This is a genomic window from Enterococcus sp. 7F3_DIV0205, assembly GCF_002141365.2.
In the GTDB taxonomy this organism is placed as follows: domain Bacteria; phylum Bacillota; class Bacilli; order Lactobacillales; family Enterococcaceae; genus Enterococcus_L; species Enterococcus_L palustris.
In genome coordinates this window covers 2679248-2694229 of record NZ_CP147244.1, presented here as the reverse complement: position 1 = coordinate 2694229, position 14982 = coordinate 2679248, and the positions used below count along the sequence as shown (strand labels likewise).

Annotated in this window: 12 protein-coding genes; 6 read left to right on the top strand and 6 right to left on the bottom strand. The window is 37.2% G+C overall.

Annotated features, from left to right (window positions below; all coding sequences use genetic code 11):
- Positions 1 to 5 precede the first annotated feature (5 nt).
- On the top strand, positions 6 to 1352 hold the full coding sequence (gene celB, locus A5821_RS12640; protein ID WP_086314999.1) for a PTS cellobiose transporter subunit IIC: 1347 nt from the start codon (positions 6 to 8) through the stop codon (positions 1350 to 1352).
- A 69-nt stretch (positions 1353 to 1421) separates the two neighbouring features.
- Here celB and A5821_RS12635 read toward each other — a convergent pair whose 3' ends face one another.
- From A5821_RS12635 to A5821_RS12625, 3 genes are all read right to left on the bottom strand, one after another.
- Positions 1422 to 2375: an RnfABCDGE type electron transport complex subunit D gene (locus tag A5821_RS12635; protein WP_249921874.1), complete on the bottom strand. Its 954-nt coding sequence runs from the start codon at positions 2373 to 2375 to the stop codon at positions 1422 to 1424.
- A complete protein-coding gene (rsxC, locus tag A5821_RS12630) occupies positions 2375 to 3664 on the bottom strand; it encodes an electron transport complex subunit RsxC (RefSeq protein ID WP_086314995.1) in 1290 nt (429 codons plus the stop codon). The genes A5821_RS12635 and rsxC overlap by 1 nt, the downstream gene beginning before the upstream one ends.
- 483 nt (positions 3665 to 4147) lie before the next feature.
- A complete protein-coding gene (locus A5821_RS12625; protein WP_086314993.1) occupies positions 4148 to 5119 on the bottom strand; it encodes a ribose-phosphate diphosphokinase in 972 nt (323 codons plus the stop codon).
- A gap of 347 nt (positions 5120 to 5466) precedes the next feature.
- On the opposite strand from A5821_RS12625, the gene A5821_RS12620 reads away from it, so the two are divergent.
- Entirely contained in the window at positions 5467 to 9234 is a 3768-nt protein-coding gene (locus A5821_RS12620; protein ID WP_086314991.1) for a 5'-nucleotidase C-terminal domain-containing protein, read from the top strand.
- Between the two features lie 77 nt (positions 9235 to 9311).
- Here the strand turns inward: A5821_RS12620 and A5821_RS12615 are convergent, their stop codons facing one another.
- Positions 9312 to 9725: a hypothetical protein gene (locus tag A5821_RS12615; protein ID WP_086314989.1), complete on the bottom strand. Its 414-nt coding sequence runs from the start codon at positions 9723 to 9725 to the stop codon at positions 9312 to 9314.
- Between the two features lie 16 nt (positions 9726 to 9741).
- Positions 9742 to 10878, bottom strand: coding sequence for a hypothetical protein (locus A5821_RS12610; protein WP_086314987.1), 1137 nt, complete (start codon positions 10876 to 10878; stop codon positions 9742 to 9744).
- 59 nt (positions 10879 to 10937) lie between these two features.
- On the opposite strand from A5821_RS12610, the gene A5821_RS12605 reads away from it, so the two are divergent.
- From A5821_RS12605 to A5821_RS12590, 4 genes are all read left to right on the top strand, one after another.
- Complete coding sequence (locus tag A5821_RS12605) at positions 10938 to 11384, top strand: DUF1433 domain-containing protein (RefSeq protein WP_086314986.1); 447 nt, start codon at positions 10938 to 10940, stop codon at positions 11382 to 11384.
- Positions 11385 to 11566: 182 nt separating this feature from the next.
- A complete protein-coding gene (locus A5821_RS12600; RefSeq protein ID WP_086314984.1) occupies positions 11567 to 12013 on the top strand; it encodes a DUF1433 domain-containing protein in 447 nt (148 codons plus the stop codon).
- Positions 12014 to 12190: 177 nt separating this feature from the next.
- Positions 12191 to 12637 (top strand): DUF1433 domain-containing protein, encoded by a 447-nt coding sequence (locus A5821_RS12595; protein ID WP_139844065.1) that lies wholly within the window; start codon positions 12191 to 12193, stop codon positions 12635 to 12637.
- Positions 12638 to 12813: 176 nt separating this feature from the next.
- Positions 12814 to 13245 carry a DUF1433 domain-containing protein gene (locus A5821_RS12590; protein ID WP_086314982.1) on the top strand — a complete coding sequence of 144 codons (432 nt, stop codon included), beginning with the start codon at positions 12814 to 12816 and terminating at the stop codon, positions 13243 to 13245.
- A gap of 71 nt (positions 13246 to 13316) precedes the next feature.
- On the opposite strand, the gene glmU is transcribed toward A5821_RS12590, so the two are convergent.
- The gene (gene glmU / locus A5821_RS12585; RefSeq protein ID WP_086314980.1) at positions 13317 to 14699 is read right to left on the bottom strand and encodes a bifunctional UDP-N-acetylglucosamine diphosphorylase/glucosamine-1-phosphate N-acetyltransferase GlmU; all 1383 of its coding nucleotides are present in this window, start codon (positions 14697 to 14699) and stop codon (positions 13317 to 13319) included.
- Positions 14700 to 14982: the final 283 nt, after the last annotated feature.

Here is a 14982-nt window from a genome sequence, read left to right as displayed (position 1 = left end):
AAAAAATGAATAAAGTATTTACGTTTTTAGAAACAAAACTCATGCCCCCTTTGAATAAAGTTGCGAATTTGCGCTTTATTCGCGCGATTATGCAAGCTGGGATCATCACAGTGCCGTTTACAATCGTCGGCTCGATCTTTCTGATCATCAACAATTTGCCGCAGATCATTCCACCACTCGCACCGTTTTTTGAAAGTACGATTTTGAAATTCGCGCCATTTTATAGTGTGGCGACTACCATGTCGATCGGTTCAATTGCCATTTTTTACTGTTTAGCGACGGCTTATTATCTAACCGATATTTATCGAAAAGAAGAAAGTGATGGGCTGAGTAGTTTTGTTGGGGCGATTTTAGGGTTGTTTGCCTTTTTAATGACGATCGTCCAAACGGATATCGTTGATGGCGGTGCCCAGTTGATTCAATCAGAAAGTGAAACGTCGATCGTTTATAATGGGGTTGCACTTGGTGGCTGGGTCACTCGTTTTAGTGGCGTTGGGATTTTTATTGGGATCATTACAGCAGTGATTGCGACACAAATTTATCGCTGGTGTGTGAAAAAAAATATTACGATTCGGATGCCAGAAGGCGTACCTGATGGTGTAAGTAAAGCTTTTGCTTCATTGATTCCTGCTATTTTTATTGCGTTCGTGATGTTATTTATCAATACGATTTTAGCGGTATTCCATACTGATTTACATGGATTATTATCAAAACCGTTTGAGTTTGTAAAAGATTTGACGGGTTCTTGGTTGGGAATTATTGTCATCATGTTGTTGATCCATCTACTTTGGGCTGTTGGGGTTCATGGAACAGCTGTGATCAAAAATAGTTTTATCAATCCGATTTTATTGGTGGCATTGACTGAAAATATTGATGGCGGATCGAATATTTTCGCTGGCGATTTTGTCAATATGTATATCTTTATCGGAGGTGCCGGTAGTACACTTGGATTGGTTTTATTGATGATTTTTGTGGCAAAATCAGATCAGTTGAAAGTCTTGGGAAAAGCCGCAGTGCTGCCTGGTTTGTTTAATATCAATGAGCCAGTGATTTTCGGAGCACCAATCGTTTATAATCCTTATTTGATTATTCCATTTATTGTGACACCTTTGATCAATGTGACCGTTGCTTATTTTGCTACTTCTCTTGGCTTAGTGAATAAAGTGATCACTGGGATTCCTTGGATTTCGCCTGTGGGGATCGGGGCATTTCTGGGAACTGGTGGTGATTTTAGAGCGGTGTTGATTGCGTTGATTAATTTGGCCGTTTCGATTATTTGTTACTATCCGTTTTTCAAAATGTATGATGGGAAGCTGTATGGAGAACAGATGGCGGCTGTTGATAAAGATTAATTTAAAAAAAAGATAGCGGTTCTGTAATAGAACTGGTATCTTTTTTATTTTAATATATTTGAGAAGGTATCATTCCCCATAAATCCTCGACACCGTATATCTATTGATCAACGGTGTCAGCAAGTTCATCACCAAAATCGCCACACCAATTCCACCCGGCAAGTCCAAACTAATTCTCAAGACCACTGCCAACACACCACAGCCGATCGCAAAAATATACTTCCCTTTATCCGTCAACGGCGAAGTCGTATAATCCGTCACCATAAAGACTGCAGCAAAAATCAATGCGCCACTCAGCAAATGAGCATTAGCAAATGAAAAATCAAACCCGCTATATAACAGAATTGCGCTATAAAACGAGCCTAATGTTAGAATAGGAACCAACGGATTGATGATTTTACGTGCAATCAAATAAACAGCTGATAAAAATAACGCAAACTTACACGTCTCTCCAATCGGTCCACCTAAACCATACCCCATAAACAAATCAAACAAATCTGGTGTCGTGGGTGAAACCTCTCTAGCAAAATTGCCTAAATCAGCTAATGGTGTTGCTGTTGCGACAACATCTGGTTGCGGTGTGACCCAATTTGTGATCCATGGTGAGAAAAATAATTTCAATAATACACGAGCTGCCACAGCTGGGTTCAACCAATTTCTGCCGATCCCGCCAGTCAACTGCTTTACAATAATAATCGCAATAAAGTCTCCAATAAGCAATGTCCATAACGGCGCTGTCACAGGCAATGTCAAAGCCAAAAGCCACCCTGTAATCACCGCACTGTAATCCGATATCGTCACTTTTTTGTGAACTATTTTCTGAAAAGAAAATTCCAGACCTACACAGGCAACAATACTTACCACTACCATTACTAATGACCACCAGCCGAAAAAGTAAGTAGCAGCAATTGTTGGAAACGCTAAAGCAATCAACACTTGCTGCATGATCCACTGAGAGGTCCATTTTTCTCTAATATGAGGGCCCATAAATGGTCCCGTACTTGTATATTCTTTATTTACCATCATCGACTCTCCAATACTTTTTGCTTCGCCGCTCGGATATCACCTAAAATATCGATTTTTGACGGACAAATATACGAACATGCACCACAATCGATACAGTTCAACACACCTAAGCGTTTTGTTTCTTCAATATCACCTGCTCGATACGCATTACTGATAGAGATCGGTTGTAAATTAACGGGACATGCATTCACACATTCTGAACAGCGAATACAATTTTGCTCTTCAGGGATTTCCGCTTCTTCTCTAGTCAACGCAAGAATCAACGAAGTTGTTTTTGTGACTGGTTCATCTAAATTTTGAATGACTTTTCCCATCATTGGTCCGCCATTGATCAATTTCATCGGGCTTTCAATAAAGCCACCGCACGCTTCAATGACATGTTCGATCGGTGTGCCGATTCTTACGCGTAAGTTTTGAGGCGTCTTGATCGGTGTACCAGAAACCGTCACAACTCGATCGATCAATGGTCGATTTTCTTTCAACGCATGAAATGTTGCTAACACCGTTGATACATTCATGATTCCAACATTTAAATCAATCGGTAATTTCCCTACTGGCAGTTCAGTTCCAAGGACCGCTTTAATAACGATCTTTTCAGCCCCTTGAGGATAATGATTCGGCAAAATTTTCAGTTTGATACGGTCATTATCGATCTTAGCATTCAGTTTTAGGATTGCTTCTTCCGATGAACTTTCGATTGCAATCACACACTGTTTGATTGATAGCATTTCTTGAAGCAGACTGATTCCTTCGATAAAATCATTCAGCTGCTCAATAATAATTCGTCTATCAGCCGTGACAAAGGGTTCACACTCGACCGCGTTAATGATCAACGTTTCCATCTGCTGCTGTTCTTTGAAAAGAAATTTTACATCTGTTGGAAAACCAGCTCCGCCCATGCCGACAATTCCGTTGTTTTTAATAAGATCAACTATGTTTTCATTCCTTGATTGTGGTATTTCATATGTATCTTTAAAATCATTTTTGATGACTACAACTGATACTTCGTTTACTCCAATGATTCTTTGCTCAATTTTTTCAACAGTTCCTGAAACTGAGCTATGTATGTTGGCTGAAATCAAGCCATCTTTTGCGCCGATCAATGTTCCTATTTTCACTTCTTGACCAATGGAAACAACAATTTTTGCAGGTTTACCGATATGCATATTCATTGGTAAGATAATCTGCTTGGGAGCACTTAGCTCTGTGATTGATTCTAGCTTGGTTAGCCACTTATTTTTTTGAACCATAACACCGCCAAGCTTTCCTTTCATTCTAAAAAACATTGATTTTCCTTCCTTCTAATTCAAAATTTCTTACTTATCTGTAAATAAAAAAATAGTACACTAGTGCAATCGCCACCACGATTAATTGCAGCGTTAAACCCCAGATTTCGTATTTTTCTCTTTTCATGATTGCTCCTTTTAACGTTCTATTTTTAGAATCAAATACCTATTAAATTCAGCATATCATCAAAATTTACAACTCAGAATTATTTTTTTCCGTCAATTGCCGAAAGATGAGCTTGCGATTCACTCTATAAGACGAATATTCAGCTTCTTTTTTATAATTAAAATAGATAAACCGTTTTCCAATTGTCAGTACCAGGCATTGCTAACGATTTTCTTATAAAAAAAAGACTGAAAATCAATATTTTCCTGTTATAAAACTAATTTTGATATTTTTTTACAAAAAAAGACGACAAACGTTATTTCACTGTATATTTCCATACCGTGAAATAATGTTTGTCGCCTTGTATCCATTAAGTTTTAACGACGCTTCGTTTCAAACAATGGGCTAACTGGTTTGTTCTCGTGAATACGTTTGATAGCATCCCCAATTAATTCACCCACGCTGACTTCATCGATTTTATCGATTTTTCTATCATCAGAAAGGTAGATAGAATCCGTCACAACTAAACGTTTGATAGCAGAATCTTCAATGCGTTGTAACGCAGGTCCTGATAAAACAGGGTGTGTACATGACGCATATACTTCTTTTGCACCAGCTTCTTGTAACGCATTGGCAGCAAGTGAGATCGTTCCAGCTGTATCGATCATATCATCGATCAATACACATGTTTTTCCTTCTACATGTCCAATAATATTCATGACTTCGGCAACATTTGCTTTTGGACGACGTTTGTCGATAATAGCAATTGGCGCTTTCAGATACTCAGCTAATTTGCGGGCACGAGTTACACCGCCATGGTCTGGAGAAACAACAACAACGTCATCACCTTGAATGCCATGCTCCATAAAGTAATCTGCAATTAATGGTGCTCCCATCAAATGATCCACTGGAATATCAAAAAATCCTTGAATTTGCACTGCATGTAAATCCAATGTCAACATTCTAGTTGCTCCTGCTTTTTCAAGCATATTTGCAACAAGTTTCGCTGTAATTGGTTCACGGGCACGTGCTTTACGATCTTGACGTGCGTAACCATAATAAGGCATTACAACATTGATTGTTTTAGCACTGGCACGTTTTAAAGCATCGATCATGATCAATAATTCCATCAAGTTATCATTGACAGGACTACTTGTTGATTGAATAACATACACGTGAGAACCACGAATACTTTCTTCGATGTTTACTTGAATTTCACCATCGCTAAATTGATTTACAGAAGATTTTCCTAATTCGACACCGACAGCTGCTGCGATTTTTTCCGCTAACGGACGATTCGAGTTAAGAGAAAAGATTTTCAATCTTGGATCAAAATAATGTTTTGACATGGGGACCTCCACTTTCTTTTACTGAACAATAGTTTCCTTATAAATAGTAGTCACTTTTTCAAAATAAATCAAGTGATTTTGGAGCATTCCTCTAAATTAATACGATTTTCTAATAAAAACCTGCATGCACTCACTTGAAAAAAATAAAAGTCATAAAAATATGTAGATTTTGTCATTTTCTTTTGAAAAATCAGTACATTTTCTAATGACAAAACAAAGGATATATATTACTATTTAGTTGGACACTAAAAATGAAAGCGCATTATTTTTTTATGGATAATTCGTTCATTATAATGTCTTCACGAGCTGAGCAAACCTGCTACGCTTTAAATTTAAGGAGGAATTTTGTGAAAAAGTCTGTTTTGAAAAAAGTACACCTCGGGTTACAAGTATTGATGGTTTCAACCTTGCTTTTAAGTACTAGTGCTACTACTGCATTAGCAATCGAGCAACAAACTGGCGAATCAACACAACCAGAAAGCACTACTGTTTCAAGTACAACATCAGATGAATCAGATACCACTGCTCCAACTGATCAGACAAAAAACTCACAACGACTGACTATTTTAGGCACTTCAGATGTTCACGGACAGCTATGGAACTGGTCATATGAGGATGATAAACAAACACCAGTGGGTCTTTCTCAAGTTAGTTCTGTCGTCCAAAATATCCGTTCAGAAAACCCTAATGGTACAATTCTGATTGACAATGGAGATATGAACCAAGGAACAATATTAACAGATGATCTTTACAATAAAACACCTTTGATCGAGAAACCAAATCCGATGATCAAAGCAATGAACTATATGAAATATGATGCCATGGTGTTGGGGAACCATGAATTTAACTTTGGACTAGATTTAATCAAAAAACTCAAAAGCGAAGCTGAATTTCCAATTTTATCAGCGAATACTTATGTCAAAGAATCAAATAACCGCTTTGTTGGCGGAACAACAAAAAAAGATATTGATTTGGATGGTGATGGCACCAAAGACTTAACAGTCGGCATCATCGGCCTCACAACACCACAAATTCCATTATGGGATGGCGCTAAAGTAGATAGCTTGTATTTCAATCCATTGAAAGAAGAAGCTGAAAGAGCGGTAGCTGAATTAAAGGATGAGACTGATATCATCATCGCTTCGATGCATGCTGGACGTCAAAGCTCTGATCCTGCTGCGAGTGCAGATCAAGTCATCACTAATGTCGCTGGCATCGACGCCTATATTTTAGGACACGATCATCGCTCTTTCGCAGAGAAAATTCAAGGACCAAATGGGCTTGTTCCTGTGGCAGGTCCAAAAGATACTGGAACTGAAATGATCAAAATCGAACTTGATATCGAAAAATCAGCCGACAAATGGCAAGTAAAAAATAGCGATGCCGCTATCGTAAGTACTAAAACTGTTCCAGCAGATGAAGCCTTAAAAGCCGAAACAAAAGAATACCATGATAAAACGAGAGAATTCATCTCAGAGAAAATCGGAACAGCCACGGGAGATTTTTTACCCGCTGAAGAAGTGAAAGGCATTCCTGAAGCTCAGCTTCGACCTACTGCAATGATTTCACTGATCAATAATGTACAGCGAAAAGCAACTGGCGCACAACTTGCTGCTTCTGCACTCTTTAAAGCAGACAGTAAATTAAATGCAGGAGATATTTCTTATTCCAATATTTTTGATATTTATAAATACCCTAATACACTAGTCAGTGTCAATATCACTGGAGAAAATCTACTGGAATACATGGAAAATCAGGCGGATTACTACAATACACCTGGTCCTGATGATTTAACGATCAGTTTTAATGAAAAAATCCGAGTATATAACTATGATGTCTTTTCTGGAATTTCTTATAAGATCGACATTTCTAAACCACATGGTGAGCGTATTATCAATCCAACAATTGACGGAAAACCAGTTGATCTTGCGGCAAATTATACGATTGCCATGAATAATTACCGCTACGAAGGTCTATTGACCCAAGGTCTTGTGACAGGTGAACCAATCAAGTCTACTGATCCTGAAACATTGCGTGGATTGATTGCCGATTATATCCGTGAAAAACAAACACTTGACCCAGCACAAGAAATCGAACATAACTGGGAAGTGATCGGCTATCATTTTAATAACAACTGGCGGAAATTAGCTGTACAGTTAGTGAATGATGGTACATTGCAGACTCAACCAGCTGCAGACGGTCGTACCCCAAACGTTAAACCGATCACGAAACAAGATGTGCGCAATGCTGGTTACGCTCCAGATTCAGAAACATTTACGATCATGCATACCAACGATGTTCATGGACGATTAGAAGGCAATGGAAAAGATGTTTTAGGTTCGGCACGTTTGAAAACGTATAAAAACGTGATCAATCCAGATCTCTTAATCGATGCAGGAGATTCATTTCAAGGCTTGCCGATTTCTAATTTCTCTAAAGGCAAAGACATGGTCAAAGTGATGAATGAAGTGGGCTACGATGCCATGGCTGTCGGAAATCATGAATTTGATTTTGGCTTGGACACGGCACTAGAATATAAAGACGAATTAAATTTCCCAATCCTATCAAATAATACTTTTAAAGATGGAAAATTAGTCTTTGAACCCTCTACAATCGTTGAAAAAGGTGGCAATAAATACGCAATTATCGGCGTAACCACACCTGAAACAGCAACAAAAACACATCCAAACAATGTAGTTGGTGTGACTTTTGCTGATCCAATCGCTGAAACAAAAAAAGCCATCCAAACAATCAAAGATTCAGGGGAAACAATCACTGCCTATGTCGTTACTGGACACCTAGGTATCGACGAAACAACTCCACATGAATGGCGCGGTGATACTTTGGCAGAAACACTAAGCAAAGAATTTCCCGATTTGAATATTACTGTTTTAGATGGGCATTCTCATACAGCTGTTGATGGCGGAAAACAATTTGGAAATGTTATGTACACCCAAACAGGGAATTATTTGAATAATGTCGGTTTAGTCAATGTGGATTTGACAGATCTTAGCAAAAAAACAGCTTCATTAACTCCTGCAGAAACCTTAGCAGATTTAGAAGAAGATCCTGCTGTTAAAGCTTTAGTTGACCAAGCCAGAGCAAATTTTGAAGCATGGGGTTCAGAAGTTGTCATTGAGAATAACCCTTACCAATTTAATGGTGAGCGCGACAATGTACGGACTAGAGAAACGAATCTAGGGAATCTGATTGGCGATGCTATGTTAGCTTACGGGCAGCACGGCTTTAAAAATCAAGCTGATTTTGCAGTAACAAATGGTGGCGGTATTCGAGCAAATATCGAACCTGGAAAAGTGACACTAGGAGACGTTATAGCTGTAATGCCATTCGGTAACAGCATCTCTCAAATCAAAGTGACAGGTGCTGAGGTCAAGGAAATGTTTGAGCTTTCGCTTCGTTCAATGGCTCAAAAAGACGAAAACGGCAACATCATTTTAGATGACTACAATCAACCTAAACTTGGCGCAAATGGTGGATTCCTTCATGTTTCAAGCACGATTCGTGTCCACTATGACTCAACCAAAAAAGGGTCACTATTGCCAGCAGACGAAGGCAATGGTACAGACAAAACCATCGTCGGGGAACGAATCTTACAAATTGAAGTCCAAGACCGTACCACTGGAAAATTTGCACCGATCGATGAAAAAGCAACTTATCATATGGCGACTAATGACTTCCTAGCTGCAGGCGGTGACGGTTATGATATGTTAGGCGGCGAACGTGAAGAAGGTCCTTCTTTAGACACAGTCTTAATCAATCATTTAAAACAAGCAACCAATCTTCGCTTATACGATGCCGCAACAAATATCGATCTAGCACAATATAAAGAAGCCTTCCCAGGCGAACGAATCATTTCTATTTCAGAAGCTGAATTTAATAAGAAAAACAAACCCGAACCTGTACCAAATCCAGATCCAAAAGATCCCACGAAAACAAAACCAGACGAGATCAAAACAACTAAACCTGGCGGAAAAACAGCAGATTATCCGAAAATGGGTGAAACAATTGTTGCTTACGGCAGTTTAGGATTACTTGTTATTGGATTTTCTGGTTATGGTTTTTATGAATATAATCGTAAACGAAAAATCGGATAACTAAAAAGATGGTCACCAACTATGGGTGACCATCTTTTCTATTTCATGAAGTAAATGTCAAATGTTTAATTATTTTACTATGTAACAGCTTCGCACATGCCGCTTGCTTCAATGACACTATTTCTCATCACTGATACCTCATGTGAAAATGAGGTGCCCGCTTGCCCTTTTACCATATCTGGAGCATTTTGAACGAATGTTTCCACACTACGTCCTAGATCAAATTGCTCTGTCTTTATTTTATTTTGCATTTGAGCAGCTTCTTCCTTCAATGGGGTAAATACACTGACGCACTTCGCTTGTAATGCTATTTTTTGCATTCTTTTTTTCTCTAACTTTTGGTATTGTTCTAGTTGGATTTTATATAACGTAACTGTAGCTGAATTTGGTTCCTTTAAGCTTGATTCAAACGTAATTTTTTGCTGTAAACTTGAAATAACATCACTATATGACTCTCCACCAATACTCAAATCTATACCTGATCCATTCATTTTTTTCTCCCCTTAATTAAAACGATGTTGCTATTTGTTCATCTGCCGCTTCTGCTTTAACAGCTGCCATCCGTAAGCTATGGGCAAATTCGCCTAGATTATCTCCAATCGTCATCATCTTCCCCTTTAACTCTTTGACAACTTCTGGATCATGAGCATAGTATTGATCCCCCTTAGAGTAAGGTGCGACTGATTTCAAAATATCTTGAATTTCATGGTCTTCTAATTCAGAATAAGCTCCGCCACTGGCTTCACTACGGATATGTTTTTGCAAAGCCATCACTTCTTCGCCTTCATCCCATTCATATTGTTCAATTGTTTTTTTGATTCCTAATGCAGTGCCTTTCATATCATCATATTGTGCAGCAGTCGCCCGAAGCAATGCTGGAGCAAATAGACGCATAATACTTCCATCACCATTAAACATGTCCATGAAAGTATCGGTAGGATGTCCACCTAACGTTAATAAACTCATGATAAACGTTTCTAACTCTTTATTACTTTTAGTGAGGACCCGCTTCCCAACTAAAGGCATACCAAATTGATCAAAATTTCCCACACTATCATTCATATGCGTGTAATTTGTAATCTTGTCGGTGGCATGTCCAGCATCAACCCATTTTTTTGCTTTTTCACTCAATAACCGATAAATATTTGGAGCAGAAAAGACTGTAGCGTACTCTCCGAACTCAGCAGCAACATAAGAAGCTAAACCAGCACCTAGACTATGACCTGTGTAATCAAACGTTGCATTTTTAAAACGTGGATCTGCTTTTAATTGTTCAGCAAAAGCTAATGCCGTATCGAATTGACTACTGACTTGAACGGGAACACGTATGGTTGTTCCAGGAACATGTACATTTTGGTATTTATCTTTTTGACCCATGGTAACTTGTTGGACATCAGCGCTTAGATCACCATCCACATCAGCAAGGTTGGTTCCTTTGTAAGAAATCGTGATATTGGAAAGATCGGGTTTTCCGTTAACGATAGGGGCTACTGCGATTCCTTGTGCACCGTTTTTATCTGGGTTATTTAAAACCTCCACAACTTCATACATAACACCGTCGAAACCTTCAATTTGTTTCCCAATTTGTAATCCTTGGTACGCTCCAGTAGTTATATCAAAAAAATCTTTATCTGTCTTACTCATTGTTGTTCTCCTTATGTTATACTTATATTCAATTATGACACAAAAAGGACACATTGACTATGAAAACTAGGTATAAATTTTTAATAGGGGTAGGAATAATAATAATAGGGGTGGCAGGATTGAATTACTATAGCTATAACAATTATATGAACAAACAAAAAGAGCGAATCGAACTATTTTTTAAATACAATTACAATAATATTGATTCTCTGACTTTTACAGAAACAAAAAAAAATCCTATGGGCTCACTCGATTTCTATGGTTATTTTAACTCTGACAAATCAAATAGCTTTATAGGAAGTGTAATGCCTTATCAAAAAGAATTTGAAAGGAACAATGTCATGGATGGTGAATTCTCAAGAAAAAATGATAAATTTAAGAATAGGAAAACCTATACTGTTTCTGAAATTGAGAAACTTAAGCGTAAAGAACGTCGAGAAAATACAGAAGAAAACTCCACTTCTTGGTTCTCTGATTCAGAAGGTTTATCAAAGTATAGTGAATGAATTCTAACAACTTATACTTTTTTTGAACAGCTGATTATCACAAATACTAGAAAAATTTTCAGTTTCAACTAAATAATCTTCTGAAGCTATAACAAAATAGCCGTTATCGATTTTGCTCATGATAATGGCTCTCTTTTTGTTATGCTTATGGATAATTCTGATACAAAAAGGACATACTAACTATGAAAATTAGATATAAAATTTTGGTTGCGATAGGAATAATGGTAGTAGGGATATCAGGACTGAATTACTACAGTTATAACGATTACATGAACGAACAGAAGGAGCGTATCGAATTATTTTTCACCTATAATTATAACAATATAGATTCACTTACCTTTACTAAAATTAAAAAAAATCCTACAGGCTCTTTAAATTTTTATGGATATTTTAATAATGATAAAGAAAATGATTTTATAGGGAAAATTATGCCTTCCCAAAAAGAGTTTGAAAGAAATAATGCTATGAGTAGCTCTTTTGCAAGAGAGAATGCTAAATTTGAGAATGGAAAAACCTATACTGTTTCTGAAATAGAGAAGATCCAACGAAAGGAACGCCGGGAAAATACAGAAGAAAATTCTAGTTCTTGGTTCTCCGATTCAGCAGGTTTATCAAAGTATAGTGAATGAATTTTAACAACTCATACTTTTTTAGAACAGTGGATTATCACAAATACTAGAAAAATTTTTCAACTAGATAATCTTCTGAAGCTATAACAAAATAGCCTTTATCGATTTTACTCATGGTAATGGCTATACTTTTGTCATGCTTATAAATAATTCTGATACAAAAAGGACACATCGACTATGAAAACTAGGTATAAATTTTTGATTGCGATAGGAATAATGGTAGTAGGAATAGTAGGATTGAATTACTACAGTTATAACGATTACATGAACAAACAAAAAAAGCGAATCGAGCTATTTTTTAAATACAATTATAATAATATTGATTCTATTACTTTTACAGAAACAAAGAAAACTCCTATGGGTTCACTCGATTTCTATGGTTATTTTAACTCTGATAAATCAAATCGATTTATAGGAAGCGTAATGCCTTATCAAAAAGAATTTGAAGTAAACAATGGTATGACAGGCTCCTTCGCTAGAAAACATGCAAAATTTGAGAATGGAAAAACCTATACTGTTTCTGAAATAGAGAATAGCCAACGAAAGAAACGTAGAGAAAACAACGAAGAAAACTCTAGTTCTTTGTTCTCCGATTCAGCAGGTTTATCAAAGTATAGTGAATGAATTTTAACAACTCATACTTTTTTAGAACAGCGGATTATCACAAATACTAGAAAATTTTTTCAACTAGATAATCTTCTGAAGCTATAACAAAATAGCCTTTATCGATTTACTCATGGTAATAACTCTTCTTTTGTTATGCTCATAAATAATTCTGATACAAAAAGGACACATCGACTATGAAAACTAGATATAAATTTTTGATTGCGATAGGAATAATGGTAGTAGGGATAGCAGGATTGAATCGCTACAGCTATAACAATTATACGAACAAACAAAAAGAACGAATCGAATTATTTTTTAATTACAATTATAATATCGATTCTCTTACTTTTACTAAAACAAAAAAAAATCCAATGGGAACATTAGTCTTTTATGGTTATTTTAATGATGATAAAGAAAATGATTTTTCAGCAGATATTATGCCTTATCAAAAAGAATTTGAAGGAAATATTGCAATTAATGGCGCATTTGATAACGAAAATGCAAAATTTGAAAACGGAAAAACATATTCTGTTTCTGAAATAGAGAAGATCCAACGTAAGGAACGCCGAAAAAACAGTGAAGAAAACTCTAGTTCTTGGTTCTCCGATTCAGCCTACACTGAATGAATTTTAACAACTCACTATCATAAATACGAAAAAAGATGATTACCAAGGATTTGGCAATCATCTTTTTTCTCTTATTTCTCGTTATTCATATAAGGCATGTTCTTCCCATAACCTTCTTTATTCACTTGTCTTGCACGAGCAATCGCCAAGTCAAATTCTGCCACATCATCTGTAATCGTAGAACCTGCTGCGATAACGGAATTCGCTGCAACGTTCACAGGTGCGATCAAACTTGTTGATGACCCGATAAACGCATGATCCCCGACTGTTGTGCGGTGTTTATCTTTTCCATCATAGTTAACAAAAACCACACCGCAGCCGACATTGATATTTTTCCCTAAGTCTGCATCGCCAACATACGTCAAATGACCCACTTTAGTATCTTCTGCCACTGTCGCATTTTTGATTTCTACAAAGTTTCCGACATGAACACGCTCACCGATTTCAGCTTTCGGACGGATATGCGCAAATGGACCGACATCGGCATTTTTGCGAATAATGCTCTCTTCAACAACGGATTGCGTGATTTTTACGTTATCTTCGATTATACTATCCACAATTTCAGAATGTGCGCCGATAAAACAATCTTCACCGATCACTGTTTTCCCTTTTAAATGCACGCCAGCTTCAATCACCGTATCGGAACCGATCACAACGCCTTCGTCAATATACGTTGAATCAGAATCAACGAATGAGACACCATTTCTCATATGCATTGTATTTAAACGGCGATGCATGATTTTATTCGCCTCAGCTAAAGCTACACGATCATTGATTCCCATCGCTTCTTCAAAATCAGCCATTTGGTAGGCAGCAACGGTCTTACCTTCCTTTTTAAGGATCTCAATAATATCTGTTAAATAATATTCCCCTTGTGCATTGTCGGTATTGATTTTAGATAAGGCATTAAACAAGGCTTCATTATCAAAACAAAACGTTCCAGTATTGATTTCTTGAACACGAGCTTCTTGTTCGGAAGCATCTTTTTGCTCCACGATTTTTTCAACGATGCCCACATGATCACGGATGATTCGACCGTATCCAGTTGGATCTTCGGCATGAGCTGTTAAAATCGTTGCACTGGCGTTTTTCCCTTGATGATAGTCAAATAGATTCGCTAAAGTTTCAGCAGTTAATAACGGCGTGTCGCCTGTAATAACAAGGGTTGTACCTTTTTTGCCTGCTAAATGTGCTTCAGCTTGTAGCACAGCATGTCCTGTTCCTAATTGTTCTGCTTGTAAAGCATATTGGCTACGTTCACCTAAATGGCTTTTGATTGCCTCAGCACCGTGACCGACGATCGTCACAACTTCACTTGGATTCGTTTTTTCTACTTGATCCATGATGTGTTCCACCATTGGTTTTCCAGCGACAGGATGCAACACTTTATAAAGTTTCGATTTCATACGTGTTCCTTTACCGGCAGCGAGGATGATGACATATCTGTTTTCCAATTGCTTCACTCCTAAGATTTGTTTTATTTTCAATCGTTTATTTTCATTTTAAAATAGCGCCATGTTTTAGTTTAGCTTACTCTTTATGGTTTTTCAACTGAACCAATTGCTTTTTTACTATACCAATTTATAATTTTGCGTGTTTGCGTTATAATAAAGGAAAATTATGTTAGCGGGGTGATAATATGATACCAATTCAAAAACACGTATCTCGATCAAAAGCCCATTCAGGTTTGAAATAATAAAGTACTTTGGTTGTTGAAGGATTGCCTTTGCACAAAGT

Excerpts from the sequence above, each read along its gene's own strand:
- celB (WP_086314999.1), top strand. The coding sequence starts at position 6 with ATGAATAAAGTATTTACGTTTTTAGAAACAAAACTCATGCCCCCTTTG.
- A5821_RS12635 (WP_249921874.1), bottom strand. The coding sequence starts at position 2,375 with ATGGTAAATAAAGAATATACAAGTACGGGACCATTTATGGGCCCTCAT.
- rsxC (WP_086314995.1), bottom strand. The coding sequence starts at position 3,664 with ATGTTTTTTAGAATGAAAGGAAAGCTTGGCGGTGTTATGGTTCAAAAA.
- A5821_RS12625 (WP_086314993.1), bottom strand. The coding sequence starts at position 5,119 with ATGTCAAAACATTATTTTGATCCAAGATTGAAAATCTTTTCTCTTAAC.
- A5821_RS12615 (WP_086314989.1), bottom strand. The coding sequence starts at position 9,725 with ATGAATGGATCAGGTATAGATTTGAGTATTGGTGGAGAGTCATATAGT.
- A5821_RS12610 (WP_086314987.1), bottom strand. The coding sequence starts at position 10,878 with ATGAGTAAGACAGATAAAGATTTTTTTGATATAACTACTGGAGCGTAC.
- A5821_RS12605 (WP_086314986.1), top strand. The coding sequence starts at position 10,938 with ATGAAAACTAGGTATAAATTTTTAATAGGGGTAGGAATAATAATAATA.
- A5821_RS12600 (WP_086314984.1), top strand. The coding sequence starts at position 11,567 with ATGAAAATTAGATATAAAATTTTGGTTGCGATAGGAATAATGGTAGTA.
- A5821_RS12595 (WP_139844065.1), top strand. The coding sequence starts at position 12,191 with ATGAAAACTAGGTATAAATTTTTGATTGCGATAGGAATAATGGTAGTA.
- A5821_RS12590 (WP_086314982.1), top strand. The coding sequence starts at position 12,814 with ATGAAAACTAGATATAAATTTTTGATTGCGATAGGAATAATGGTAGTA.